The sequence below is a fragment of the Methylobacterium sp. Leaf113 genome (genome assembly GCF_001423325.1).
GTDB lineage: Bacteria > Pseudomonadota > Alphaproteobacteria > Rhizobiales > Beijerinckiaceae > Methylobacterium.
Window position 1 is genome coordinate 58,026 of the sequence record NZ_LMNJ01000013.1, and the last position, 25,399, is coordinate 83,424.

General features: G+C 56.9%; 15 protein-coding genes, 8 pseudogenes and 1 other annotated feature. Of the genes and pseudogenes, 7 read left to right on the plus strand and 16 right to left on the minus strand.

Features of this window, described 5'->3' with window-relative positions:
• Positions 1–171 precede the first annotated feature (171 nt).
• Complete coding sequence (locus ASF60_RS11270; RefSeq protein ID WP_156634012.1) at positions 172–1,038, minus strand: carbohydrate-binding domain-containing protein; 867 nt, start codon at positions 1,036–1,038, stop codon at positions 172–174.
• Positions 1,039–1,481: 443 nt separating this feature from the next.
• Positions 1,482–2,579 (minus strand): hypothetical protein, encoded by a 1,098-nt coding sequence (locus ASF60_RS11275; RefSeq protein ID WP_056184464.1) that lies wholly within the window; start codon positions 2,577–2,579, stop codon positions 1,482–1,484.
• Positions 2,580–3,148: 569 nt separating this feature from the next.
• Between ASF60_RS11275 and ASF60_RS11280 the strand changes: the two genes are divergently transcribed.
• Positions 3,149–6,451 (plus strand): glycosyltransferase, encoded by a 3,303-nt coding sequence (locus tag ASF60_RS11280; protein WP_082507880.1) that lies wholly within the window; start codon positions 3,149–3,151, stop codon positions 6,449–6,451.
• Positions 6,452–6,569: 118 nt separating this feature from the next.
• A pseudogene (locus tag ASF60_RS23565) lies at positions 6,570–7,564 on the plus strand (IS630 family transposase).
• Positions 7,565–7,879: 315 nt separating this feature from the next.
• On the opposite strand, the gene ASF60_RS23570 reads toward ASF60_RS23565, so the two are convergent.
• The 8 genes and pseudogenes from ASF60_RS23570 to ASF60_RS26150 form a co-directional block, all read right to left on the minus strand.
• On the minus strand, positions 7,880–8,653 hold the full coding sequence (locus ASF60_RS23570; RefSeq protein ID WP_082507881.1) for a glycosyltransferase: 774 nt from the start codon (positions 8,651–8,653) through the stop codon (positions 7,880–7,882).
• Between the two features lie 16 nt (positions 8,654–8,669).
• Complete coding sequence (locus tag ASF60_RS24375; protein WP_156634016.1) at positions 8,670–9,539, minus strand: glycosyltransferase family protein; 870 nt, start codon at positions 9,537–9,539, stop codon at positions 8,670–8,672.
• A 3-nt stretch (positions 9,540–9,542) separates the two neighbouring features.
• The gene (locus tag ASF60_RS23575) at positions 9,543–11,516 is read right to left on the minus strand and encodes a class I SAM-dependent methyltransferase (protein ID WP_082507882.1); all 1,974 of its coding nucleotides are present in this window, start codon (positions 11,514–11,516) and stop codon (positions 9,543–9,545) included.
• Between the two features lie 3 nt (positions 11,517–11,519).
• Positions 11,520–12,377 (minus strand): hypothetical protein, encoded by an 858-nt coding sequence (locus tag ASF60_RS24380; protein WP_156634017.1) that lies wholly within the window; start codon positions 12,375–12,377, stop codon positions 11,520–11,522.
• A 229-nt stretch (positions 12,378–12,606) separates the two neighbouring features.
• Positions 12,607–12,945, minus strand: coding sequence for a hypothetical protein (locus ASF60_RS11295; RefSeq protein ID WP_056184472.1), 339 nt, complete (start codon positions 12,943–12,945; stop codon positions 12,607–12,609).
• A pseudogene (locus tag ASF60_RS11300) lies at positions 12,942–13,849 on the minus strand (IS5 family transposase). The gene ASF60_RS11295 and the pseudogene ASF60_RS11300 overlap by 4 nt, the downstream one beginning before the upstream one ends.
• 137 nt (positions 13,850–13,986) lie before the next feature.
• Positions 13,987–14,343, minus strand: coding sequence for an IS66 family insertion sequence element accessory protein TnpB (gene tnpB / locus ASF60_RS11305; RefSeq protein ID WP_056184474.1), 357 nt, complete (start codon positions 14,341–14,343; stop codon positions 13,987–13,989).
• Complete coding sequence (locus tag ASF60_RS26150; RefSeq protein ID WP_082507883.1) at positions 14,340–14,645, minus strand: transposase; 306 nt, start codon at positions 14,643–14,645, stop codon at positions 14,340–14,342. Before ASF60_RS26150 ends, tnpB begins: the two co-directional genes overlap by 4 nt.
• Positions 14,646–14,858: 213 nt before the next feature.
• Here ASF60_RS26150 and ASF60_RS25600 point away from each other — a divergent pair.
• Positions 14,859–15,008 (plus strand): annotated as a pseudogene (locus ASF60_RS25600) (IS110 family transposase); the annotation flags it as partial.
• A 30-nt stretch (positions 15,009–15,038) separates the two neighbouring features.
• On the opposite strand, the gene ASF60_RS23585 reads toward ASF60_RS25600, so the two are convergent.
• A complete protein-coding gene (locus ASF60_RS23585; RefSeq protein WP_082507884.1) occupies positions 15,039–16,901 on the minus strand; it encodes a polysaccharide pyruvyl transferase family protein in 1,863 nt (620 codons plus the stop codon).
• A 500-nt stretch (positions 16,902–17,401) separates the two neighbouring features.
• On the opposite strand from ASF60_RS23585, the gene ASF60_RS24385 reads away from it, so the two are divergent.
• Positions 17,402–18,997 carry a hypothetical protein gene (locus ASF60_RS24385; RefSeq protein WP_156634019.1) on the plus strand — a complete coding sequence of 532 codons (1,596 nt, stop codon included), beginning with the start codon at positions 17,402–17,404 and terminating at the stop codon, positions 18,995–18,997.
• Between the two features lie 81 nt (positions 18,998–19,078).
• A complete protein-coding gene (locus ASF60_RS11310; RefSeq protein ID WP_056184476.1) occupies positions 19,079–20,149 on the plus strand; it encodes an IS630 family transposase in 1,071 nt (356 codons plus the stop codon).
• 28 nt (positions 20,150–20,177) lie between these two features.
• Here the strand turns inward: ASF60_RS11310 and ASF60_RS26155 are convergent.
• A pseudogene (locus ASF60_RS26155) lies at positions 20,178–20,446 on the minus strand (transposase); the annotation flags it as partial.
• Between ASF60_RS26155 and ASF60_RS11315 the strand changes: the two are divergent.
• Both ASF60_RS11315 and ASF60_RS11320 read left to right on the plus strand, forming a co-directional pair.
• Positions 20,403–20,749, plus strand: a pseudogene (locus tag ASF60_RS11315) (transposase); the annotation flags it as partial. The pseudogenes ASF60_RS26155 and ASF60_RS11315 sit on opposite strands and share 44 nt — an antisense overlap.
• Positions 20,684–20,797: a sequence feature (AL1L pseudoknot), on the plus strand. (Overlaps the previous pseudogene by 66 nt.)
• Positions 20,739–21,720 (plus strand): annotated as a pseudogene (locus ASF60_RS11320) (IS110 family transposase). Its footprint overlaps the feature before it by 59 nt. The pseudogenes ASF60_RS11315 and ASF60_RS11320, both read left to right, overlap by 11 nt.
• Positions 21,721–22,156: 436 nt before the next feature.
• Here the strand turns inward: ASF60_RS11320 and ASF60_RS23595 are convergent.
• From ASF60_RS23595 to ASF60_RS23605, 4 genes and pseudogenes are all read right to left on the minus strand, one after another.
• Entirely contained in the window at positions 22,157–22,951 is a 795-nt protein-coding gene (locus tag ASF60_RS23595) for an ABC transporter permease (protein WP_082507885.1), read from the minus strand.
• A gap of 614 nt (positions 22,952–23,565) precedes the next feature.
• Positions 23,566–24,668, minus strand: a protein-coding gene (locus ASF60_RS11325; RefSeq protein WP_156634031.1) for an IS3 family transposase whose coding sequence is annotated in 2 segments (ribosomal slippage) — positions 23,566–24,407 and positions 24,407–24,668 — 1,104 coding nt in all. Because the reading frame shifts where the segments join, the coding sequence is not laid out codon by codon here.
• A gap of 30 nt (positions 24,669–24,698) precedes the next feature.
• Positions 24,699–24,820, minus strand: a pseudogene (locus ASF60_RS23600) (transposase); the annotation flags it as partial.
• A 79-nt stretch (positions 24,821–24,899) separates the two neighbouring features.
• Positions 24,900–25,366, minus strand: a pseudogene (locus ASF60_RS23605) (IS5 family transposase); the annotation flags it as partial.
• Positions 25,367–25,399 lie beyond the last annotated feature (33 nt).

The following is a 25,399-nucleotide window of genomic DNA, read 5'->3' on the forward strand; positions in this document are numbered from 1 at the left end:
AACCCTGGATTTCAAACCCAATCGGCCGGACTGACGTCCGGCCGATTGCGGAAGCGGCACAGGCTCGCATCATCGAGTCCGCCCGTCGCCGGGAAGCCGCGGCAGCGTGACAATCGCGCGCCATCGCGGCCGTCACGCCCGCCGGCCCGTCAAAGGTATCGCGTCCCCGGCTTAGACGACGAACGTGCCCGCATGGTCCGGAGCGTAGAACGCGATCCCCTCGAACCTGTAGTCCTGGTTGGTGGCGATCACCTGATCGCGTTCACCTTCCGAGGCGGTGAAGAAGTGCCCGCCAGTCTTCGTGTTGAAGAAGCGGTAGACCTCCTCCGTCGCCGCGCCCTTGTCCACCACGAAATCGTAGAAGCCCACGCCTTCCAACCTGTAGTCCTGATTGGTGGCGATCACTTGGTCACGCTCGCCTTCCGACGTGGTGAAGAAGTGCCCGCCGGTCTTCGTATTGAAGAAGCGGTAGACCTCCTCCGTCGCCGCACCCTGGTCCGTGGCAAAGCCGCCAAAGCCGATGCCTTCGGGCCGCAGATCAGGACGGGTGGACAGCACCTGTGCGTTTTCCCCGGCCGAGATCGTGAAGAAGTGCCCGCCGGTCTGCATGTTGAAAAACCGGTTCACGCCTTCGGCCGTAAACGTAGCGACTTCGGTGTTGCCCCCAAACCCGTTGACATTGAACGCTGCCGTATCGAAGGTCTTGTAAAGACCCGTGCTCCCGCCAGACTGGCCACCATTGGTATAGGAGGCGCTTGCGCCGCTCACCGTGGCGCCATTGTACGTGAAACTATCAACATACAGGTTCCGGTCGCCGCCTGTGGTGTTAGCAATGTCATTCAGAAACGTGACGGAAATCTGCTGAGCATTGCTGAAATCGCCGGCAAAGCTGAAATCCTGAAAACGGCCTGCAGTATGTGACGCCGTGGCGGTCAGCACATCCCCATAAATCACGCCGTTTATTTTAATCACGAATTCTGCATCGGCCTGGAACTGAAACTTATCTTCCGAAACACGGAAAGTAAACGTATCTGCCATGGCAGTATACAACCTTTGATTTGCGAGCCCGATTACGCTTGGGGCTCAAGTTGATCATCGTGAGTACGGTATTCCTTAATATTAATTTTTTGCAAGCTTGAAACGAGGTTTTGGATCGGTTCGACACCAAATGGTGATGACGGCGACCAGGGAGATCGCTGCGGCGTATCTGCGGATAGGCGTGCCGTCGCGCGTGGCACGTCAACGGAAGTCCGGGGCGGCTGGCGATCACCTCGCCGTACGCTCACAGTGCCTGTCAGATTCGATTCAGCGCTTGCGGCCACGCTTGCTGGAGATCAGCGGCGTGATGCCAACCTCTCGCAGGCCGATGCGTCGCCGGCCGGCGTGATCGCTCTTCATCGGCGGCCGGGCACCGTATCCGGACGAACGGCCGCGCCAGCGCCGACCCAGCACCGAACACGCCATGCGCAGGCCGCAACGGATCAAGCGGCGGGTTGGTGCTCGCCCAGGATGCGGCCGCACAAGGCCGCGTCGAAGTCGAAGGCCTGGGCCCGAAACCGAAGCGCGAGGTCGCGGTCCTGCGCGGCGACGAGATGACTCGCGGCCGCGTAAGCGATGGCCGAGACCTGCCGCAACCGCGCGGTGTCGCTCCGATCGACGAACGCCAGGATTTCTTCGATGCTCGCCTCAAGGTCCCAGGCCGTGTTCGTGAGGCGGGCTCCGCTGACGGCGGCGGCACAATGCGAGAAGAAGCTGACGGCCGGCGCAAAGATCTGCCGAGCCTTCGAGAGAAGCAGCAGATCCGTCGCCGCCCGCTGGTTCTCGGTCAGATCGAGTCCGACGCTCGAGGCAACGCGGGCTCTTCCGTAACGGTCGCCGAAGCGACGCACCACATCCTCGTCCTCCGTACAGACCAGGATGTCGCCCGAGAGACTCGACGTGTCGATCTGCCGGAAGAACGCCTTCATGGGCGTGTAGCGCTGCAGGATCTGAACCATCCCGTCATGGACGAGATGCTCCAGGTCGCCGCGATTGACCACATCGAGGATGTCACCTCGGCGGACATGAACAGCGGTGCAGGTCGGAAGGTCGATGCGCCTGCCGACGAGGCCGACGGCGTCACGGACCGGCGCGCTCCAGTTCACCGCCGACCACGCGGCGGCCAGAGCGCTCCCCAGGTCGATCTCGGTGGACAGGAAGGCGATGAGGGGACCTGGAAAATCGTAGAGCAGCTCCTCGGACTCCTCCGGGGCAGCAAGCAGCTCCTCACGGCTCAGACCCGCGAGCGCATCTCTGGAGTAATACAGGCTTCGAAGCCTGATGTGCGCGGTCTCTTCACTGGTCAGGATCTCGCCGCGAAGAGCTGGATCGGGGGCAGTGAACATGGCTCGATCGGCAAAGATCTCGAGCAGATATCTGGGATGCATCAGCCCATAATCGGCATAAATGCTCGCGCCGCCCAGCGGCGGCCAGATCACCTTGAGCGGCAGGTCGACCTGTTGCGCCAGAATGCGGGCATAGAGCGCCGAGAGCATCCGAGTGCCAAGGCCATCGCCGCGAGCCGTGTAGATTGCTTTCATTCGACGTCCATGAACTCAAGATCGTAGACCGATGACGATGACATGTCGCGGCGGCTCCGCTCCCTAATGCCAGCGCAGGGCGCCCGACATCGGGCAGCCTGCTCGGCGGCGAAAACAGGCCCCGTCGTGTAGCGTGATCTCGGATCGGTGGCCCTTTCCGAAGCGGAGACACGCCGTCATGACCCGGAATTTCAAAACTACAAGGCCTTCCAAACTGCGCCCGATTTGCGCCGGTCTTCAAACCCTCCGGGCGTTATGGCAAGAGCGGGCGACGGTCGCCCGAACCGCGCGCAGTGAACGATCCTCATACGGGGGAAATCGGCGGCCCTCAAACGCCACCGAGTTGACCAGATCCCCTGAGAGATTCGTTTCGAACCGTGCACGGAAGAGACATCTCTGCGCCTACGCCTCAGAATGACCGAACCCAGGGATGCGGACCGACCGGGGAATGCCGACAAGGTTCTTGCCGATGCACATCTCGTCCATGTCTCGCGCGGCCGGACGAAGAACCGAATAACGCCGACCATCGAGTCATCGAAGCTGATTGCGAATTCCAGGGTGCGTTCTTGATGTTTTTTGCCAGAAGAAAACGTGCGTCGAAGCCGCCCGTTGACCCAACCCTTGTCGCGGCAGTTGAAAACTCCGATCTGTTTGATCCGGAATGGTACGTCCAAGCCTACCCTGAAGTCGCGAAATTCAAGTCCGGTCCGCTGGGTCACTTCTGTGAGTATGGGATCTTCGAGCATCGCGATCCTGGGCCGAATTTCAGTACAGCCCGGTATGTGGCAGCCCATCCAGATTCCGAGGAGGTGCGACGCGCACCCTTCCTCCACGCTTTGTCGGCACCAAACGGCGATCACGAACGTCCGTCATGGCTCTCCGATGATGCCACAACCTTCACCTACCTGCTGAAACGAAGCGGTCTTTTCGATGAGACCTTCTATCTCGCCACCAACCGGGACTTGGCCAATGCCGGGATCGTCCCTCTTGACCATTTCGTCGTCGCCGGAGCTGTCGAAGGTCGCGATCCCGGCCCTGACTTCGAGAGCGACTACTACGCTGAGACCTATCCCGAGTTTTCGACGTTCACCCGGAGTCCGATCGAGCATTACCTGCGGATCGGGCAACGGCAGGGGAACGTCGCGAAGGGTCCGCCGCGATATCAGCGTTGGGTCGATGCCTTCGACACCCTGTCCCAACACGATCTCGGCAGGATTGCGGAGGACGCCAAGGCCATCGTCGCGTCCCGCATAACCAGTCTCCACCGTCTCGACGCCGAAGGCTTCGGGCACATCGGGGCGATCATCGCCGGATATCAGAACCAGGTCGGGCTGGACGTCCAGGTCCGTTTCCTGCGCGGCCCGGGCATCGGCGACGCAGCCTGGAACGGTTGCAAGGCCGAGCATGCCAAGCAGGGACAGATCGACTTCGTGGCCGACGTTGCCTCCGTCGTGGAGGCCCTGTCCGAGGGCGACCTGCTCCTGCTCTGCAGCGGCGCCTCGACTCTGCGACCGCACGCCAGCACCGTCTTCGCGCTGGCGCTGGAATCGGACGGTGTGATCGGTGCCTATGCCGACCACGATCACTGCGACCGAGCCGGCACGCGATCCCATCCGGTTTTCAAGCCGGCGATGTCTCCGGAATTCATGCGCCGAACCCCCTATGCCGGGTCGGTGATCGCGCTGCGCGTCACCTCCGAGACGCCCGAGCTTCTGCTGCGAAGCCTTCTCCGGACAGGTTCCCTCGAGCAGACCGGTGCCGACCTGCTCCTGGACGCGGATGCACGACAGGTCGTCCACATCCCTCTGATTCTCTCACACGTTCTCACGGCTCCGGCGCGCAGCCCCGAGCCCTTCTACGAACCGATCCGGCAGGGCGCTCCCGTGCAAACCGACGCTCCGTCGGCGAACCTTGAGCCGGCCGATGTGCCCCGCGTCGGAATCGTCATTCCCACGAGAGACCAGGTCGACCTGCTCAAGGAGTGCATCGACAGTATTCTGACCAAGACAGACTATCCTGCCGCAGCGTTCGACATCGTCATCGTCGACAATGGTTCGGTCGAGGCGGAGACGAGCTCCTACCTGACGAAGCTCTCGGCAGAACAGACAGCCACGATCGTTCCGGCTCCCGGTCCATTCAACTTCGCCAAGATCTGCAATACCGGCGCCGCCGCCATAGCGTGTGACATCCTCATTTTCCTGAATAACGACATGAGCGTCATTCGGGGCGATTGGATTCGTCAACTCGTGTTGCTCGCCGCGCTTCCGGACGTCGGAGTCGTCGGAGCGAAACTCCTATACCCGGACGGCACAATCCAGCATGGCGGCGTCGTGCTCGGCATTCAGGGAGTTGGCGCTCATCGGCTGGTCGGGTTCGATCACGAAGAGGCCGATGCCTTCGACGTGACGCGCGAGATGTCGGCCGTCACAGGAGCCTGCCTGGCGATCCGCCGAGACCTGTTTGAAGAACTCGGCGGGTTCGATCCCGCGCTCAAGGTGGCGTTCAATGATGTGAAGCTGTGCATCGACGCACGTCAAGCCGGCTATCGGAACCTCTACGTGAGTGACGCGCTGCTGTTTCATCATGAGTCGAAGTCGCGCGGCTTCGATCAGTCGGCGATCAAGCAGGCCAGAAACAACCGCGAGGCGATCTACGTCCGCGACCGGTATCCGGCGCTCTTCCAGGACGACCCTTACTATAATCCAAACCTGTCCCTCCAGCAGATCGGCAAGCTCGCGACCCCGCCGCGCTCAATCCGACCCTGGCGGAGAAGCGCGCCGGGACAGCCGCGCGTCCTGCTTCTCAGTCGTGTCCATGGTCTCGGTCACGGCGTGGCCATGGTGGTGGCCGAACAGGCGGCCTTTCTGCGTCACCGCGGATGGCACGTCTTCGTAGGCGGCCCGAAGACCAGCCACGACATCGATTATCCCGGCTGTGAGCGCGTCGACTGCCTGAACGAACGGGACGCGGCTGCCTTCGCGATCACCGCGGGCATCGATTGCGTCATCGCGCACACGCCGCCGTTCTTTTCCATCACGCGGTATCTCGGGCGCCGACCGTTCGTCTACTTCGTCGATCACGGCGAACCGCCGCCGCACCTTTTTCCCGACGCAGAGGGGCGGCTGTCCATTGATTGGGAAAAGCGGCTCTGCGCCCCGCTGGCGCGTCGGGTCTTCACGATTTCGCAGACCATCAAGGATCAACAATACCGGAAAGACGCGATCGTCATCCGAAACGGCAACAGCCATCTCTCGACTTGGTCCGATGACTGGTCACGACAGCGTAAGGAACTGCGGAGAAAGTTCGGTTTCGAAGGACGCTTCGTCGTTTTCAACGTCGCGCGCTTTGGCGAAGCTGAGCGTCACTACAAAGGTATCGACAGCTATATGGAACTTGCCGCCGAAGCGCAGTTCCATGCTGACCCACACCGTGCCCCACCACTCTTCGTACTGGCCGGCCGCGCAGATGCTTCTGATGAAGCCTACGTGAGCGCGATAGGAATCCTTGTGTTCAAGAATGTGTCCGACGCGGAGATGGCCGAGCTCTATGCAGCGACCGATCTTTTCGTCAGCCTTTCACGATGGGAAGGATACAATCTGTGTATCGGGCAAGCCCGTGCTATGGGTTTACCGGTCGTTGCCTCCGACATCGAGGCACATCGTGAGTTTGAAGTTGGAACCGCAAACTTAATACCTTTGCTTGTTCAAAAAGTTCACGAGCACGCGTCTTGCTGGAACGAGAATGTACTGCACCGCGATGTGCTGATCGAACCGTGGGACCGCCCTCTGACGTTGATGAGCGACACGATCGAAGCTGACCTGCATGATGCTGGTGCCGCGCGATGGTTCCGCTCCTCAGGCGACATTGACTGATGGACATCTGCAGTCGCTTCCGGTCCGCTAGAGCCGTGCCCTGGCAGGTTGAATCGGTTGGGGCAGGCGGCCTGGGTCGGATGTGATTCCTTCAACCGGCTTTTGGGTGAGGATTGCCATGCCTTCAGCCTTGTCAGTCGATCTGCGCAAGCGTGTTGTGGCGGCCATCGAAGCCGGTGCAACGCGTCGTAAGACGGCCCAACGTTTCGGCGTGGGATCGGCGAGCGCGACCCGCTGGCACGCGTGCCTCCGGCGGGAGTGACGGGTCGCCCGCAGGCCCATGGGCGATGACCGCACTTCAAAGCTCGTGGAAGCGCAGGTGGCGCTGATCCTTCAGATCAACGCGGCCCACCCTCCCTCCTTCCCACGCGAACTTTGCGACCGGCTCCGGGAGCACGCGGCGTTCAGGCGAGCACGAGCAGCCTGTCGCGCTTCATCATCCGGCACGAATTCACCCATTGAAGCGGCTGTCCCCGCGGGAGAGCAAGCGCGACCCAACGTGAGGGCCGCGCGCGAGGACTAGTTCGAGCATCAACCCGACCTCGATCAAGATCGCCTGGTTTTCCTTGATGAGACGGGCGCCACGACCAAGATGATCCGCCGCTGCGGTCGTGATCCGGGCAGTCAGCGCTGCCGGATCGCCCTGCTGCAAGGCCATGACAATACCACCACCATCACCGCCGCCCTATGTGCCTCGGGACTGATCGCCAAGGTCACCATCACGGGAGCGACGAACGGAATGCGCTTTTACTCTTCCGTCACCGACACACGGGCTCCGGCGCTCAACCCCACCGGCACCGTCATCCTCAACAATCTGAACGCCCACAAGGTCACCGGAGCACACGACGCCATCGAGGCGGTGGATGTGCACGGGTGCTCTATCTCCCACCCTACAGCCCCGCCTTCAACTCCATCAAACAGATCTTCGCCAAGACGATGGTCCTCCTTCGGACCGCTGCAGCGCGAACCACCGACAATCTAACCATCGCGGTTCAGAATGCTTTCGCTGCCTTCAAACCAAAGGAATGCCGCAACTCTCTCACCGCGGCTGGATACAATGGCTATGATCATCTGACGGGGCCAGGCTCTAGTCTGCTGCGACAGGGTGCTTGAGGTCAAAAGGTAGCTTCCATGGGTCACGGCTCCTGCCGCGTTGTAAAGCGGGTCAATACGAGCTCAGATTTAATCCGGTATTGGTCGCATCTCCAGCGCGAGCACGCACGATGGCTGACCGCGGTCGGCGTCATTCCTTTCAAGCCGCTGCTATCGGATCGTGAACCAACTGGTTGCCTAAGGCAGACTGTCCCACGCAAGCTTGGCACGGATAGCGGGCAGGCGGGTGCCGGAATCTGCGTTGGGACTGTCGGTGAGTGTCAGGCAATTTCCAAACACCCTCGATACCCACCACTCACACAACAGCTAAGCTGTTCAGCCCGTCGTGAAACGAGGATGCAACAAATTCACGTCTTCGTATGGTGAAGTGCTATGCTTAACATAACTCGATCCACGCTGCCTGAAATTGAACTTTTCTAAGAACTTTTCTTGATTTGATTTCCAATGCGCAAGCTTCACCGCTGAAAATTCTGAGACAAGACTATAATGGAGAAGAAGAAGATCTGCTAATATTGCCACCCTGTATCCACGCAAGTGAGCACGATAAGAGTAATCGATATCATATAGCGTAAATCCGGTGAAATCAGAAGAAAATTTGATATTTTCCCAGACACTCCTTCTAGACATCATAAATAAACCATCGATTGCTTGAGCGCCGGAAACTAAAGATCGTGTTTTACCGAATACTTGATGCTCGAATCCGTCGCTAGATGATCGGGGCGCGACTACACTTCCATAAAGATGATTTGGATCGGACTCGTACCAATTTGCACCTTGCAGCAAATTCGTTCCACACGGCCCAAAAAGATCGGATTCCGCCATAGCCTTAGTCCAAGACTCCCGGTTGATGGCTAATACACGGATATCGTCATGGCAGAATAATAGCCACTCACTGTCAGACTTTTCAGCTCCCCTATTGTAACCATCATGCATAGCAGCAGCATCGGAAATACGTATGATGTCTCGGAGACCAAAGCCTGCAAGTTGAGAGCGCAAGTCACCAGAAAAAGACGCAAAGCGCTCATCGTCAACACAGCAGACAACAGCATCGATAACAGGAAGCCGTACGCTCTCTTCCGTAAAACTCATCTCTAAGCGCCCCGCTCTAGTCCCGCATCTCGCGATGAATTAAACCTCTAGTGCTCAGCTGAAGATGCCGCTCGCTCAAAATGACATCCTCAACAGTACTTTCGAATTCAGCTATAGCTTTCTTTATTTCCCGCATCCCGAAATCTGATCCGAAAATGTGCACGCGATCATTAAAAGGCCAGGGTTCGCCTGGGATCGGCTCGGATAATACAATGCAGCCGCAAGCTGCTGCCAAAAGAATTCGTGGCTCAAGTGCAGGCAGCGCATCAGCGTGTATATTGATAACCACCTTCGAGCGACGAAAGAGCCAAGCAAGTTCGCGGCCGCTTGTTCCGTGCGCAACCCAAACAAACCTAACAGGCGCTAATCGTAGAAAATCCAATACTTCTATACGATGAGCAGTTGCCTTACCGACAAAACACACATCTATTGGTCGATCTCTCCGTCTTGGATTGAATAAATCCGTATCAATCGGCAGCGGATGAAATGAGTCTATCGGCCACCCCAGCCGTTCTATAGTCTCTCGCTTGCTCACATCATAATAAATCAGCTTGTGATAAGCGTCCCAATTCATATTCGAGTAGACCCGCATACGAAGATCGGTCTCGCTCGATGTTAAAAGCTGTTCGTTTATCGTTGCAGGGACTGGCTCACTTAATATTCCTATCTTCAGTCCCGATATCGCATCAATATACCGTTTCGGATACAGCTCAGGACGATAAAAAAGAGTGATATCAGGACGAAAATTGATGAGGTGGACTAAAAAACTATAGTCACCCTCATCAACATCGAGACACAGAACATTTGAGTCAGTCCGCCATCCCTCTGGGAAGTGATTGGCGAACCAAACAAAATGACCAACTACGCCAATGCGGACTGCCTTCATTTATTAGCGAAGCCCCACATATTTCGTGTCTTTGACGTGAGCAGCCTCGAGTTGCAAAGCCTGAGTGGCAAGTCGCGAATATCGAAGCTCACGCTCGAGAATACTAGCACGCTCCGAATTTTTTGACGCAAGTAATTGGTAATGATCTTTAGTTGCATGTAGATGAGCAACCGATTTGATTTCGGTAAGATGCTCCATTCTTCCTCGTAATAGACTTGCTACATCTGAAACTAGAGCTTGATAGAACGCCATTGCGTCTGGATTGCGGATTAGGTTCTGGATTTGCTTCAGCTTTTGACAATTCGGATCCATAAAAATAATACCGAGTCCGTGAGATTGAAAAAACTCGATAGTGGTAAACTCAGATTGAAGCTCTTTGAACAAGCGGAAAACACCGAAGCCGCGCTCGTGGACCGCGGTGTCGTGGAACATTATTACGCCATCGGGAGAAACTTTCGGAAGCCAAGTCAAAAAGTCGTGTTTGACAGCTTCATAGGTATGCAGTCCATCAATATGCAATAAGTCGATCGAGCCTGGAGCAAACAATCCGACTGCGTCATCGAAGTACTTGCGAACCAGGCGAACTTTCTTTCCGAATTGTCGGGAGGTGAATTCTGAAAGCTCGTTATATATTTGATCTCCTTCATAAAAGCCTGCGTGAGGATCACCCTGCCACGTGTCAACACCAAAAAGCTCTGTATTCACATCATAAGCTTTAGAAGCCGTCGCAGCAGCAATTAAGCTGGCGCCATTATGAACTCCTAAGTCTACATAACTGCGCGGGCGCAACATACGAAAGAGAACAAAAAGGAAAGGAATATGGCCTGCCCAGGCTGTCACAGGCAGCTTCATCGGTAACGAAAAGAGAGGCTCTACCAAATCTGAGTAGGTCTCACCAAAAAGCGTTGAAAGTCGATCGGATTTGCCAGTGATATGCGGAGAGCCATCTTCAACATCTCCGGCTATTTTCTTAAATTCAGAGATCGAGGGATCTGAAGCTGTGAAGATTACGCCACTTTCGTCGTAGACTACGAAGTTAGTGGAAAGTTCACCAGGCAACTCAGATTGATATAGATCTGATATTATGGCGTCGTAGTTCTCTATCCATGCGGATCTAATATAATCGAATTTAAAATTCAAAGGTCGAGATTTATCATCTGTATTCATGAAGCCGTCAGGATAGGAGAGGGCGGCAGATTTGAAATCGAAGCCCGCAGCACCCTGCTGGGCAATTAAGTTCTTATAATCGATCCAGTGTGAGCCCAGCCCTTGCGATAGCAATTTCCGCTCACGGATAAGCTTATCTGCCGAAAACTTTATTTTGACGGAAAATCTTAGTTTGCTCTGGACTGGTATGTGGTACAAACCCTTATCGCTAAGCTCTGTAACTTTTGGTTGTTTTGTTGAATTTACGTGATGGCACCCCTGTGTGACTATAAGCTGCGGATCGCGCTCGTAGAAAGAGCGTGACACAGCAATTTTAGGATACTTTGATAGCGCTGCTGCCTCTTCAAATTCACCCCCAAATATATTTGCGCCATCTAAATTTACAGGTACGATGTTCTTCCATTGCAGTGTTGCGATATCTGCTGAGCCAATATCGCTAAGCGCCTCGTTCAGTTGTCTACGATTCGAAAATGGAAGAAATTCATCGCAATCCAGAAAGAAAAGCCAATCTGCATCAGTTGTGTCGAATATTCGTTTGGTGTAAAATGTTGCTAGTTCAGCCTGTGGATATCCTCGTGCTTTTAAATAATGCAAATCAAATTTTGATGGCAAATTTTCTTTGATTAGACTTGTAGAACGATCAGTCGAGCTGTGGTCTACAATCACTCCGATGTCGAAAAACTCGGACACTTGATCGATAAATGGCCCAAGAATCGATGCTTCGTTTCTGCACATCGTGAAAAACGCAAGGCGGGGAGCATAGGCTGGATATGTCGGGTGAGTTCCGGAGCTTTTATCGGATGCGGCCATTTCTCAATCCTCACGATAGGCTAGTTGGCGGCCTTCGGAATAACCATGGAGCACGAAGTGGCGCGCTACTTCTGCTTCGGTATGGGGTAAATCTTTCAGGGCATCAGGATATAGATGAATATAATCTTCCCATAATAAAGAACGACACCGCCTACCTTCAGCAGAGCCATGAACGATGTAATGGTCTGTTATTGAGTAAGGCGTAGGCTGAAGCTGGCCAATTAAATCTTTATTACTAGCTAGATAGACATACGGATCAAAGTAGAGCGCTCTACCTTCACTGTAGCCGTGATTGATGAAATGCTCACAAGCTCCTGAGAGATTTGGCCATAGAGAATGGAGGTCGGCATGTGACGCGACGTAGCGCATCGCATCGAAGCTGATGACTCTTTTTTCGAAACGTCCATTGTCTTTATAATGGTTCCGCGCTGCTTCAGGGGATGCACCAAATGCTTCTATCAAATCCGGATGACTGCCGATATACATCAGCGCTCTTGACTTGGACGCTAATAGATCCAATTCGACACTGACGGTAAAGTTATCGCTGCCAAGAGGCGCCACGAACGGATAAATCTCCTCTTCGGCATCATCACTTTGGCGGATCCGTGCAATAAACCAGCTCCGGCTTACAGGTTGGGCTGAAGCCCACCGTTGTTCGCAAACCGCCGAATTAGATGCCGATGAACTTACCGTTTTCACGGTTCGCTCTAGGTAGCGGGATTCGAGAATAACCTGTGCGCATTGCACCTTTGAACTTAGCGGATCTTTGCTATCAGTTATTGTCGCACGGTGAATTATCTCGATCCTACCGCCTGTCACAATCTTCTCAATCGCTAGATGGCACCAGTTCGGCGAGTTCATTCGCTTCATATCTCGAGAACGCTGCCCAGTCGGCTGCAAGGAGCGCTATAAGGGATAGCAGACTCGCGACGCAAGTCGCCAGTCGCCTTCCTGGCCGGCTTGGCTGAAGTGGGCTACGAGAAAAAAGATCCTAATCGATTGCATCCTCTGCTCTTTTCGATGCTATTGCGAGGTTTTCGACGCATGCAGAAGTATCGCGATCGTGCATCCCCTTCCCTTGGTCATTCGCCTAGCAGGGTGTTGAAAAAGTCGGCCAACGGCGGGCGATGAAGCGGATTTCGTCGCCGCGATGGACGCGGATTTCGCCGCGAAGCGATCCGTCAGCCTGGAGCTCAGCCGATCCAAAGCCGCAGACCGGGTCCAGCTCGTCATTGCCGTTCCAGTCGAACGCAATGGCGGCACGATCACTCCCGTGGCCGGCTCCACCAGCGAAAGCCCCGGTGACACACCCGAAAGCGAACTCGCCGCGACCCTTCTCGAAGAGGATGTAGGCTGGCTCGACCATGTCGGCATAGTCGTCCTCGTAGCCGGGTAGCTCGACGATCCGCCACTTGCCCAGGACGCTCACGCCAGAGCTCCAAGCAGCTTTGGCAAGCGGACCAGGTTATAGGCCGCTGCCGGCAGAGTGAAGGCCCATCCGACCTTGTCGGCACCCACCGAGATCGCCTTGGGCCGATCCGCCCTCGGCTCGATCATCGACAAGGCCGCGATCCGCTCGGCGTGACCGTTCGCCGAGGTCAGGCGGGTGTCCACGATCAGGCCCGAGCGGTTCTCCATCAGGGTGTGGCCGAGGAAGCAGAGCTTGGCCTCCATTCCCGGACCCTTGCGGTAGAGGCGGGCTTCTCGGTCCGTGGTGCTCGCGTGGGTCTCGTTCGAGCGCGTCTGACCCCTGAAGTCGACCTCGGCGTTACGCCCGCCGGCGGAGGGCGGCGGGTCTTCCCCTTGATCGGTGCCGCCCTGATCCTTGGGCTTGAAGCTCTTGATTGAGGCCCATGCCTCGATCAGCGTCCCGTCGACGCTGAACCGAAGGACCGTGAAGCGAAGTGATCGCTGGACAGAAGCCGCTTCACGCGGGGTTGAGCCAGCACGGCGGCCAGGAACTGGGCCGCGATATCGCCGGCCAGAAGCCGATCCCGGTTCCGGGTGAAGCTCGAATGATCCCAGGCCTGATCGTCGATGCCCAGTCCTACGAACCAGCGGAACAGCAGGTCGAACTCCAGCCGCTCCATCAGCTGCCGCTCCGAGCGGATCGAGTAGAACGCTTGCAGGAGCAGGGCCCGTAGCAGCATCTCGGGCGGGATCGACGGACGACCCATCCGAGCCGCATAAAGCGCCGAGAACGACCCGCTCAGGGCCGCCAGCGCCTCGTCCGTCAGTTGCCGGATGCTCCGCAGGGGATGATCCGCACGGACCCGAGCCTCCAGGTCCACATACGAGAACAGCGCCCCCGAACGTTGATCCAAGCCCCGCATCTGACTTCCCCGTCCGCTGCCGGGACGGAGTGAATCATGCCAAGCCCCGTCACGCCACGGACTTCTTCAACACCCTGCTAGAACATGTCTGCCAGTGCCTTACCATCGTTCGAGAGCACCAGAGCCAGTCTTTTTGCTTACTCTGCGACCGTTGGAGCGATGACCGTGCGTGCTGAGTGAACACGATTCCAGTCCAGCCCTTCCAGCAGGGCCATCAGCTGCGCCGCCGTGAGGCGAACGACCCCATCCTCGATCTTCGGCCAGCAGAACTGCCCGGCCTCCAGGCGCTTGGTCGCCAGGACCACCCCGCTCCCGTCCCAGAACAGAAGCTTGGCTCTGTCTGCTCGCTTCAAGCGGAACACGTAGACCGTGCCGGAGAACGGATCCGCACCCATCGCATCGCGGACCAAGGCGGCCAACCCGTCCATGCCCTTGCGGAAGTCTACCGGTCGTGTCGCCATCATCACACGAACCGCACCGGACGGCCCGATCATGCCGTGGCCTTCAGTGCCCGGATCACTGCCGCAATCGCCTCCACCCCAGCATCAAAGCCGCTGTGCATCCTGGCACCCGCGAGCTCCAATTCGATGCCGGTGCAGGATGCAGGCCCGCGACGCGTCGAAATCTCTGCTTTGTCACTCGTCGGCTGGCGCGGTTCGGGCGTAAGCAGGGCAGGCATAAACCGCAACCCATCCTCCAGGCTGCACGACACGGGCGCGCAACGCGCTTGCCGGCGCCACGTGAACAGCTGCGAGGCGCTCAGGCCATGCCGTCGCGCAACAGCGCTGATCGACACGCGCGTCGCCTAACTCTCAAAAACGATGGCTGCCTTCTCATCCGCTGACCAGCTTCGCCGCCGGCCCGCCCCAGTAAATAGCTCCAGTCGTCGAAACGGTTCTGACATAGCCATACGTCCTGACATCGACATGAGACGGAGCCCCAAATCCGCTCCAAATGTCTCGCGTCACAGCGTCAGCCGAAAGGGGCTGTCAAACACCGCTTACCCTGAGGCCTGCAGATCGCCAAGCTCAGTGGAATAGCGCGTGCCCGCGTGGCGGTTGCGCGCAAGCTCGCCGTAGTCCTGCACCGGATGTGGAGTAACGTGACCGAGTTCCGTTTTGGTAAAGCGCCGGCGCAGGCCATCGCGGGCGCCGCGTGACCCAGACACGCCGGTCCGACCAAACGATTTTTATTTGATAAGGTTAGCATGCTTAAGCTTTCCAACGACATAACGTCCTATCGATGCGAGGATACCTCTATTAACTAATCTGAATTCAAGATCCCGGATGATCGAATCGTATCGATCTAGATCTAAGTCCCTCTGCCCTAAAACTTCACGAGCAATACTCAAGTCGATCGTTGATTGCGCTAATAAATCGCGGGCTTGATCTAATTCGAGACTTCTCTGCGACAATAATTTTCTGGTTATACTAAGATCATCGGCCGAGCCCATCAACAGATCACGCGCCTGACCGAGCTCATCAGATTTTTGATTTAGAAGCTCACGTGTAATACACAAATCTCTTGTAGAATCCGCCAATAAAACTCGGGTTTGATCCAATTCAAGACTTCTCTTCGAGAACAAATCTCTAGTTATGTTGAGGTCGTCTGATGAACTCACCAACAGATCGCGTGTTTGAGCAAGCTCGTCGGATCGTTGCTGTAGAAGCTCACGCGTAACACATAAATCGCCTGTAGACTGCGCCAACGAAGCACGGGTTTGATCCAATTCGAGACTTCTCTGTGACAATAATCCTCTGGTTACACTGAGGTCATCGGTAGAACGTACCAACAGATCGCGCGTCTGAGCGAGCTCGTCGGATCGTTGCTCCAAGAGATTACGCGTAACGCTCAGATCGATTGCAGATTGGGTCAATAAACTGCGTGTCTCTTCCAGCTGAAGATCCCTCTGTGACAATAAGTCTCGAGTTGCAATGAACTCGCTACTAAAACCTTTTAACGTTTCACGCGCGCGGTCAAGCTCACCGGTTTTTTCAACAATTTGATACTGAAAAGTTTGATTAATCGACGCAAGTGTATTTAATTGATCTTGCATTGAACTCGAAGCGTAGATTGTTTTATCGAAAGACGCATTGACGAAATCTTTTACATTTTTAATTAGTTGGTCACGCAATTTTACATAGTCATTTGTGTTAGGAGAAGGATTTCGAAAGTCGAAGTCTACGTTTTTCCGTAAGATTTCATCCAGTTTAGCATGCCTCACTAAATTATGGAGACCACTAAACCTTTCTTGATCTTGAGCGAGGTCGACTAGTAGAACCGGTATACCATACGCAAGACATGGTAGAGCACAATGCAGACGTGATGTAACGACATACCGCGCAGATTGATAAATCTCGAGCAGACGTTCGGCTTTAGCAAACCTTTCTTTTACGACCCCCTCCGTTATATCGACAGCACTTACACATAATATCTGGCTATTAGATGCATTGGCAACGAACTCAACAAGCGCGCCTGGTACATCAACACAAACAATCAGGTCTTTCTGTATTATGCTGGGATTTCCTTCTAACGTAAGCGTTAAACATCCGGAGAAGTACGAGTCTATGCCTGCCTTTTGCAGTATCTGCATCGTCTGAAGGTCACGCGCTCCAATTGGCTGAAAAGTCTTGAGATGCTCTAAAAAATCTGAATGCCTCATGAGGTCGGTAGCGCTCAACTTTAAAGGCCCGAAACCTTGAAGCGAGCTGAAGTGGACCGAAATGAGCAAAGGGCAAACTCTATCTTGAAAGAATAAATTCTCCGCTCGGTGAGAGTACCAACCGTTTGCGACGATTCTGACATTTTCTCCTGCAGGCGGATGAAAATCTGCGATATAATCCCGATCAATAAAATAATCTATTTTTGGAATAAATCTATTTGCGGCGATAGATTGAATTTCATCACCAAGATTAAAGGTGTTATTATAAACGAAGCTACCCCACTTTATGGGAATTGATTGTTTGAATAATTGCTCATTTTGATCCGTCTCGTTCCTCAACTTACTATCCATTTCTTCTATATTTCCCTTAAGAGAAGGCTTTTTGTTCATGAACTATACTCTTTTTCTGTCTGATAATGACAAATTTATCAATATAGCAGTAATTAAAATTCGCACATTATTCCTATTTTACGTTCTAAAAGCTTATATCAAAAAATTAAACCCTCAACTTTAATAAAATATATTAGTAATTAATGTGGTTAAATCGGTCATCGACCTCTCCACTGCAACCGCAACTCGGACTCTCAATAACACTTTGTTAAGCGGCCAAATTACGCTGAAGGTCACGTGTAAACACGCGAAATTATACCAGCTTGCAGACAGAAGGATGTCACCCGGCCCGGCGTTTAGCAAGCGCCAGCCCACCTCCGGAAGTATGACGTAGGTATGGGATCGCGCCGTTTTATAACACGAAAAATCCGACGTAAATGCCCTATGTGAATGCTGATGAAGGAACACATGCTTCGATATCTGCTTCAACCGTTTATCATTGCAATCTTTAAAAGATTGCCTTAGTCTGAGTGCATCTTTTTTAGTCCGAAGATCACTTGATGCCTGCCATTCTCGTAGTGTTCGTCATCGCACTTGCACTGGTTACGTGCAGCTCTCGCGCGGATCAGGCTCTTGAACCTAGCCAGATTGATAGCACGAGGCGTATCATCTTAGCGGGAGGTGCGCTTTTTTCGCGGTCGCAGCGCAACAAGCAGATTGCCTCGCCAGACAGCCTGCAAACGCAAGGGCCTGCTTCGGTTAGCGACGTCTCGACCCTGTCCATCAATCCGCGCGGCTGGGCAAGATCTTTTGTAGATCGAGCGAAGGATCAGGTCTGGGTCTCAGATTTCCCCGGCTTTGATGCGACTGGAGCGAACGACAGCTCTCCAGCATTCACGGCCGCCGTAGCGTCTTGTCCGGCGAGCGGCTGCACGATCCGGGTGCCGACGGTGTCTGCAAAAATTAAGATGGGGGCGACCGTTATCTTGAAGCCGGGCATTACCTTAGAAGGCGCCGCACAGGCCCCGGGCTATAAAGCGGCGACCGTGCTGCAGCGCGTACAGTCAAGCGGCCCAATTTTCCTCTTGCCAGGAACAGCCAGTCTTTCGCCTGGCGCCTCGACCGGAATTCGCATTACAGGTTTGGCGCTCGATGGCGGCAACGTAAACCTGCCCGTCGTCTCGGCGCCAGAGGTCAATCCCGGCCGGGGTACATGGAACGTCGAGATCGACCACGTCTCGTTCTACAATGCACGCCCCGGCATTTCTGCTATTAACGCATGGGACTGGTGGGTGCACGACAATGCTTTCATTGCCTGTGGCAGCAATCCCGCAACCGCAACAAGCCTTTCGGCTTCGTCGTGCCTCTATATTGGCAATTCGACGCAGTCTAACTATGCAGGCGCAAACTCAAATAGCTGGCGCATCACCGACAATTTCATCGATACTTCCATAGGCCGGGGCATCGTAAGCGACAGCACGCTCGGCAAATACCCCAATAATTTCATGTCAATAAAGGGTAACCACTTTGGCGTCCGGGGCTATGAAAGCATCTTCGGCTGCCTTCGGGACTCGTCGATCCTCGGCAATCTCTCGGAAGGATCAATTGCGGGCTATCCGATCTTCGACCTAAAGAGTGGATCGGGATGCGGGTTCAATACCATCATTGGCAACCACCTAGCTGCTCCTGGCGCATTTGCCATCGTTGACAACGGCGCAAGCGATCTGGTTGCCTCAAACAGCTTCAACATCAAGGGCAGTGCAACCGCCTGGATTCAACTCGGAGCCAGTTCAGGCAACGTTTCTGTGATGAACAATAAAGCTGACGACAGCCCTTGCTGCAACACCATCCCGATGGTCTCGGACCTGGGCAGCTTGAACACCGTGATGTGGAACGACGGTTCGGACGGGATGGTTATAAACGGGCACTTGCCGTTCAAGAAATTTGGCCAGAGCTATTTAATTCCAACAGATCTTTCACACCTGCGACCAAAGCAAAGCGCCGTATCCCAGCTGCCAACTTGCAATGCAAGCACGCAGGGTCACATCCGTGTAGTTTATGACGCCAATGCGCCCACCTATAATGCGACTGTCGTCGGTGGCGGGCTTGTGTGGACGACTGTGCTCTGCAACTCCGTCAACTGGACGGCCCACTGACTGGCGTGCCCCATTCGGCGCCCTAGTGCAGTGACGCGGACGGAGGATTCACTCAGTCGGTGAGACGTGCGAGTCTGGGCAATGGCTCAGACGGTATGCGTACTTCTCGATGCAGCCGACACGACCCGGCTCACCGTGATCGCCGAGGATCGATCGCGCCCGCTCAAGCATATCCAGCGCGCCCGCATCATCCTGCTCTCGGCCCAGCGCTTGAGTGTCCAAGACGTCGCTCGGCGAGCGGGCGTCAGCCGCCCGGCCGTGTGGCGCTGGCAGCGGCGCTATGCCGAGGCGGGCGTCGAAGGTCTGCTGCGCGACAAGACACGTCCGCCCGGGACACCACCCCATTCGACCGAGACGGTGGCCGAGGTGCTGGCGCTGACCTGCTCAGAGCCGCCGGACGAGGTCACCCACTGGACCGGCCGTGCCGTGGCCCGCGCTGTGGGGATCTCGTTACGTGCCGTGCAGCGGATCTGGGACGCTCACCGCCTCCAGCCGCATCGGCTGCGCACGTTCAAACGCTCGCGCGATCCCGCCTTCGCCGCCAAGGTCGAGGATGTGGTCGGCTTGTACATGGACCCACCCGCCCACGCGGTCGTGCTGTCCATTGACGAGAAAAGCCAGATCCAGGCGCTGGAGCGGACCCGCCCCGACCGTCCGCTCGCCCCCGGCCATCCCACCGCCCAGACCCACGACTATACCCGTCACGGCACCACGACGCTGTTTGCCGCCCTCGACGTCCTGGCGGGCACCGTGCTCGGCCGCTGCATGCAGCGCCACCGGAACGGTGAGTTCATCCGCTTCCTCAACGCCATCGAGGCCGCCGTCCCGCCCGGCAAGGCGATCCACGCGATCCTCGACAACGTCGCCACCCACAAACATCCGAAGGTGCGCGCCTGGCTCGCCCGCCACCCGCGCTGGACCTTTCACTTCACCCCGACCTCGGCCTCCTGGCTCAACGCCGTCGAGGGCTTCTTCTCAGCACTCACGCGGCGTCGGCTGCGACGCGGGTCCTTCACCGGCGTCGTCGATCTGCAGGCGGCCATCAAACGCTACATCGCCGAGCACAACCGACGCGCCAGACCTTTCGTCTGGACCAAACCCGCCGCCAGCATCCTCGCAGCCGTCAGCCGATCCCCTGATCCATCCGTCTGAGTCAGTGCACTAGGGCGTCTCTGCAAAGTCATGTGAGCCAGAGCATGGTCATGCCGAGTGTGACCATGGCGAGGTAGTTTGTGGCCCGCTTCTCATAGCGGGTCGCGATCCGGCCATACTGTTTGAGGCGTCCGATCAGCCGCTCGACCCTGGTGCGCTCCCGGTAAGCCGCTTTGTCGAAATCGGGCTGACGTGTCTGATGAACCGCACCGGGATTTTCGGAGGCTCCAACTCCTGAGAGACTGGAGCCATTATGACGAAGCATATCCCACCCTTCTCCCCTGTGGTCCGCGAGGGGGCGGTCAGGATGGTCCAGGGGCACCAGGGCGAGTACGGCTCGCCCTGGGCCGCGATGCAATCGATCGCCGCGAAGATCGGCTGCTCGGGCGAGACGCTGAGGAACTGGGTTCGGCAAGCCGAGCGCGACCGGGGCGTACGGGCCGGACCAACCACGGACGAGCGCGAGCGGATCAAGGCGCTGGAGCGGGAGGTTCGTGAGCTCCGGCAGGCGAACGAGATCCTGAGGAAGGCATCGGCGTATTTTGCGATGGCGGAGCTCGACCGCCCGTTCAAACGATGAAGGCGTTCATTGCGGTTCATTGCCGGACTCGACGTCTCCCAGGAAGAGACCGCGCTCTGCTTGGTCGACGAGATGGGCAGGATCATCAAGGAGACGCGGGCCGAAAGCCGAGCCTTCCGCCCTCATGGCTGCCTGGCGGAACTCGGCCCACCGCTGGAGCGTGTCGGCCTGGAAGCGTGCTCGCTCACAGCGTGGCTGCACGATGAACTGCGCGCTGCGGGTCTGCAAGCGGTCTGCATCGAGACACGGTCTGCCAACGCGACCATGAAGACGATGCCCAACAAGACCGACCGCAACCGATGCCCGCGCGCTCGCCCAGATCATGCGGACAGGCTGGTTCCGGCAGGTTCACGTCAAGTCGCGCAGTCCAGGCTCTGGCGCTCGCTGCTGCTGGCGCGGCGCACCGTTCTCAATGAGATGCGCCATCGAGAACGTGGTGCGGGCGATCCTGCCCGAGGGCGGGATCAAGCTCGGCACCCCGGCCCGCGCCGCCTTTGCCGGGCGCGTGCGAGAGTTGGCCGGCGACGATCCCCTGATCCTGCCGCTCGTCACGCCTCTGCTGGCGATCCTAGCCACGATGCTGGAGCAGCTAGACCGGCTGACCCGTCAGGTTCTCGTCATCGTGCGGGACGAGGTGGTCTGCCGGCGGCTGATGAGCGTGCCGGGCGTCGGCCCGATCACTGCACTCGCTCTCCGAGCCACCATCGACCGGCCGGAGCGGTTCCGGCACTCTCGGGACGTCGGCGCTCATCTCGGCCTGACGCCATCCCGTTACCAGTCAGGCGAGACTGACATCCAGGGTAATGTCAGCCGCTGCGGCGACGAGTTGGCCCGCACCGCGCTCTACGAGGCCGCGCACTCTCTGCTGACGCGCTCGCGCAAATGGTCGAGCCTGCGCTCCTGAGGCCTGCAGATCGTCAAGCATCGTGGCATGGCGCGGGCCCGCGTGGCGGTTGCGCACAAGCTCGCCGTAGTCCTGCACCGGATGTAGAGCAACGCGACCGAGTTCCGTTTTGGTAAAGCGCAGGCGCCGGCCATCGCGGGCGCCGCCTGCCCCAGACACGCCGGTCCGATCAAACTGAACGCTGGCAGGCCAGACTTCACCTCCAAGAGTGACCCGGATCGTTCCCGTGGGGACGATGGGCGAGGCGATCTCGTTAAGAGCCCCGAACCGGCCCGCGACAGCAGGTCAGGTCGTGAAACAGATTGAGACGCCTCGCTCTCCTGCCCCCCCCTTCATGCTGCGGCTCCGCGCCGACCGCGAAGCGAAGCGCGTGCCCCGCGGGAGCGATACATTGGGACCAGGACACATCGATCGGGAGACGCTTGCCTCACGAACCCCAATCAGGGAGGGCTCTGAGGATCACCTTTTTGCTCGCCAAGCTTGGCCAAAGCAACGTATCTATTTACCGCCCAACAGTATGGAATCAAAGATATCGGCGAACGATAGTTCGCTCCATTAACAATCCAACGCATAGAGACCCTAATCCCCATCCAATAACATAGGGATAGTCTACCCTTACTCCAAGAGAAGGATTATAGGCCAGCCGAACCCATTCAATGATTTGTACTATAGGGTTCCATTTCATAAGATCGTATATTTCGCTAGGAAGCATATGAGGCAAGAAAAATACACCTGACGTTGCATAAATGAGAATCGTTACTACGATATATCCCCATAGCCATCCTGGAAAAAATGACATGATACCGATGTTTACTGCTCCCATACCAAGCCCTAGAAGCAGTGCCATAAAATACCCTCCAATTGCCATTGCGGGATCGGCCGGCGTGGGGTCAACACCTAAGAACAAAAGTATCGCGACAACGATTAGAAGACCTTGGAAGCCCTTAATGGTTTCAACGATGAATCGAGCCACCATTATATCGAAGGCCTTGACCTGTGGATAATACATCAATGGCCTATTAACAACGATTGCCTTCATCGCTTCACGTGAAGTGTACTGAAATACTAGTGAAGGAACCGCACCTGTCGCTACAAATAGTATTGGACTATTACCCATTGGCGATGGAACGCCTCGGAACAACATAATCGCGACCATCAGAAATATGTGGGCCACCGGCCAGAGAACGACAACCACATAGCCCCAATAAGAACCACCGAAGCGCGTGCGCATGTCACGGAGCATTAAGGCCCTGATGACCTCAGCATAAACCCCAAGGTCGCTACGTTTTGAGCTTTTCGGCAAAGTTGATGATGGCATTTTCCGTTCCGATGAGCGCGCTTGTCACGGTGTAGGTTGACACTTGGACGAAATTACGGGTCCGGTTTAAGGAGCAGAAATTGTGGCGTGATGCGCTCGCCTGCAGCCTAGTGCCGCCCATCCAAGGGAGAGCCAACTTCACCAAACCGGCCGTTTTACAAGGGCGCTACACCTGCACAAACAGGTCGCAGAAGGCAGCGAGATGGCGGCTGCAGAAGTCGGCGATGGTACGAAAGTCAAGTCAATTCAGGCTACGGCCTGTTAGCTCTTAGGCCAGTCGAGAGCCGCTGCGAGGGCAAGAACACCCATAAGACTTGGGGTCGCCTTCCCATAGTGCGGTGCGATTTTAGGGAATTCTTTTAAATGAGTCTATAGCCGCTCGGCCGGGTTGCGGTTGCTGTAGATTCGGTCTGGACAGGCGACGTGAGCCTTGTTGCACTTCGGTAGAATCGCGGGGAGAGAACCCTATTTCCCGATCTGCTCGCGAAAAGCGTGGCTGGCATAGCCGCGGTCGGTTATCACCTACTTCTGCATGGCCTGCCCCCTGAAAAGTGGCTCTTCGCCGGGTTTGGTGGATCAGTTTGCTGGAGTTGACCCCGTTTGTGGTCCACGACCTATGCAAGTTCTCGGGCTGTGACAGCTTGGTTGGCGAAGGCTCGGGGCGTCAAGCCGCCAAGGGCCGTGTGGGGTCGATCTTCGTTGTAGTGGCACCTCCAGTCCTCAATGCGCTCGCGAGCATCCGCCAGCGACAGGAACCACGAAGCGTTCAGGCATTCCGCTCGTAGGCGACCGTTGAACGACTCGATGTAGGCGTTGTCGGTCGGCTTGCCCGGTCGAGAGAAGTCGATCTCGACCCCGTTCAGGTAAGCCCACTGGTCGAGCATGCGGCCGGCGAACTCCGGCCCATTGTCGACCCGCAAGCTCTTGGGCCGCCCCCTCAGCCGGACCAAGGCAGCGAGCGCCTCGGTCACCTGGAAGGCGCGGAAGTTGGCTCTCGGCGTGAGTGAGAGCGCCTCTCGCGTATGGCAATCGACGACCGTTAGGATCCGGAACGGACGCCCGTCGAAGATGCGGTCGGATACGAAGTCCATCGCCCAGACCTCGTTGGGCCCACCGATCGCTGGTCGCCCTTGGCGATATCGCCAGGCCCGCTTGCGTTTGGGCAGCTTGGACCGGATCGACAGGCCCTCATCCCTGTAGATCCGGTAGGTTCGCTTGTGGTTCACCTCCCAGCCCTCCCGTCGCAGCAGGATATGCAGCCGCCGGTAGCCGTAGCGGACCCGTGCGGCAGCCAGCTCCTTCAACCGCATCCGCAGCGCGACCTGCGGGTCCGAGCGCTTCCTGTAGCGCTGGGACGAACGGCCGAAGCCGGTGGCCAGACAGGCCCGGCGCTCGCTGATGCCGTAGACCACCTGCAGGTGGCCGGCGACCTCGCGGCGAGCGGCGGGCCTTACCACTTTCGCTTGAGGACGTCCTGCAGCATCGAGCGGTCCAGCGTCAGATCGGCGACCAGCCGCTTGAGCTTGCTGTTCTCGTCCTCCAGCTGCTTGAGCCGTCGGATCTCCGGCACGCCCATGCCGACGAACTGCTTCTTCCAGCGATAAAACGTCGGCTCGGAGACGCCCATCTTTCGGCAGACCTCGTCCACCGTCGCGCCGTTCTCCGCCTGCCGCAGGGCGAAGGCGATCTGTTCATTCGTGAAGCGTTTGCGAGGCATGGCATCCACCCTCCTTCAGGGTTCAGGATNCAGCGATAAAACGTCGGCTCGGAGACGCCCATCTTTCGGCAGACCTCGTCCACCGTCGCGCCGTTCTCCGCCTGCCGCAGGGCGAAGGCGATCTGTTCATTCGTGAAGCGTTTGCGAGGCATGGCATCCACCCTCCTTCAGGGTTCAGGATGCCCGAAAAACTTGCGCTCAGCGCGGACCACTTTGATGGGTCAGGGTCAGCACGCTTGGCAGTCGATCGAGCAGTGGGATGGCATGGGGCAGTTCGTGAGCCTGGTCAGGAGCCAGGATGAAGGCGACAGCGCGACTGACCCTGTCAGCGATCACACAGGCCTTGCTGCTAAAGCCACCGCGCGAACGGCCCAGGCTTCACGCTTGTCCCGCTCAGCTTGTGTCCCCCCTTTCGCCAAGCTCCCGCGGCTTTCTGATGTGCGCGGATGCTGGTGCCGTCCAGGAAGGTCATCCCGAGCTGTACCCCAGTACGCTGAGCAGGCAGCAGCAACCATTCCCAGGTCCCCAGACGCACCCATCGGATGAAGGTCTGAGCCGCCCGCGCCAAGGGACCCAGCTCGGCGGGGATCGAGCGCCACTTGGCTCCGTTCTGATGATGCCAGAGGATGCCCGTGATCGTGCGGCGCAGATCCTGCGGCGTGGGTCTTACCCTTGGGCCGGCACGCCTCGATAAGCAGCTCAAGTTTCGTCTAGTCCGTGCCCACCATTAT

Coding starts and splice junctions, on each gene's coding strand:
- ASF60_RS11270 (WP_156634012.1), bottom strand. CDS start 1,038: ATGGCAGATACGTTTACTTTCCGTGTTTCGGAAGATAAGTTTCAGTTC.
- ASF60_RS11275 (WP_056184464.1), bottom strand. CDS start 2,579: ATGAAAGCAATCTACACGGCTCGCGGCGATGGCCTTGGCACTCGGATG.
- ASF60_RS11280 (WP_082507880.1), top strand. CDS start 3,149: ATGTTTTTTGCCAGAAGAAAACGTGCGTCGAAGCCGCCCGTTGACCCA.
- ASF60_RS23570 (WP_082507881.1), bottom strand. CDS start 8,653: ATGAGTTTTACGGAAGAGAGCGTACGGCTTCCTGTTATCGATGCTGTT.
- ASF60_RS24375 (WP_156634016.1), bottom strand. CDS start 9,539: ATGAAGGCAGTCCGCATTGGCGTAGTTGGTCATTTTGTTTGGTTCGCC.
- ASF60_RS23575 (WP_082507882.1), bottom strand. CDS start 11,516: ATGGCCGCATCCGATAAAAGCTCCGGAACTCACCCGACATATCCAGCC.
- ASF60_RS24380 (WP_156634017.1), bottom strand. CDS start 12,377: ATGAACTCGCCGAACTGGTGCCATCTAGCGATTGAGAAGATTGTGACA.
- tnpB (WP_056184474.1), bottom strand. CDS start 14,343: ATGATCGGGCCGTCCGGTGCGGTTCGTGTGATGATGGCGACACGACCG.
- ASF60_RS23585 (WP_082507884.1), bottom strand. CDS start 16,901: ATGAACAAAAAGCCTTCTCTTAAGGGAAATATAGAAGAAATGGATAGT.
- ASF60_RS24385 (WP_156634019.1), top strand. CDS start 17,402: ATGCCTGCCATTCTCGTAGTGTTCGTCATCGCACTTGCACTGGTTACG.
- ASF60_RS11310 (WP_056184476.1), top strand. CDS start 19,079: ATGGCTCAGACGGTATGCGTACTTCTCGATGCAGCCGACACGACCCGG.
- ASF60_RS23595 (WP_082507885.1), bottom strand. CDS start 22,951: ATGCCATCATCAACTTTGCCGAAAAGCTCAAAACGTAGCGACCTTGGG.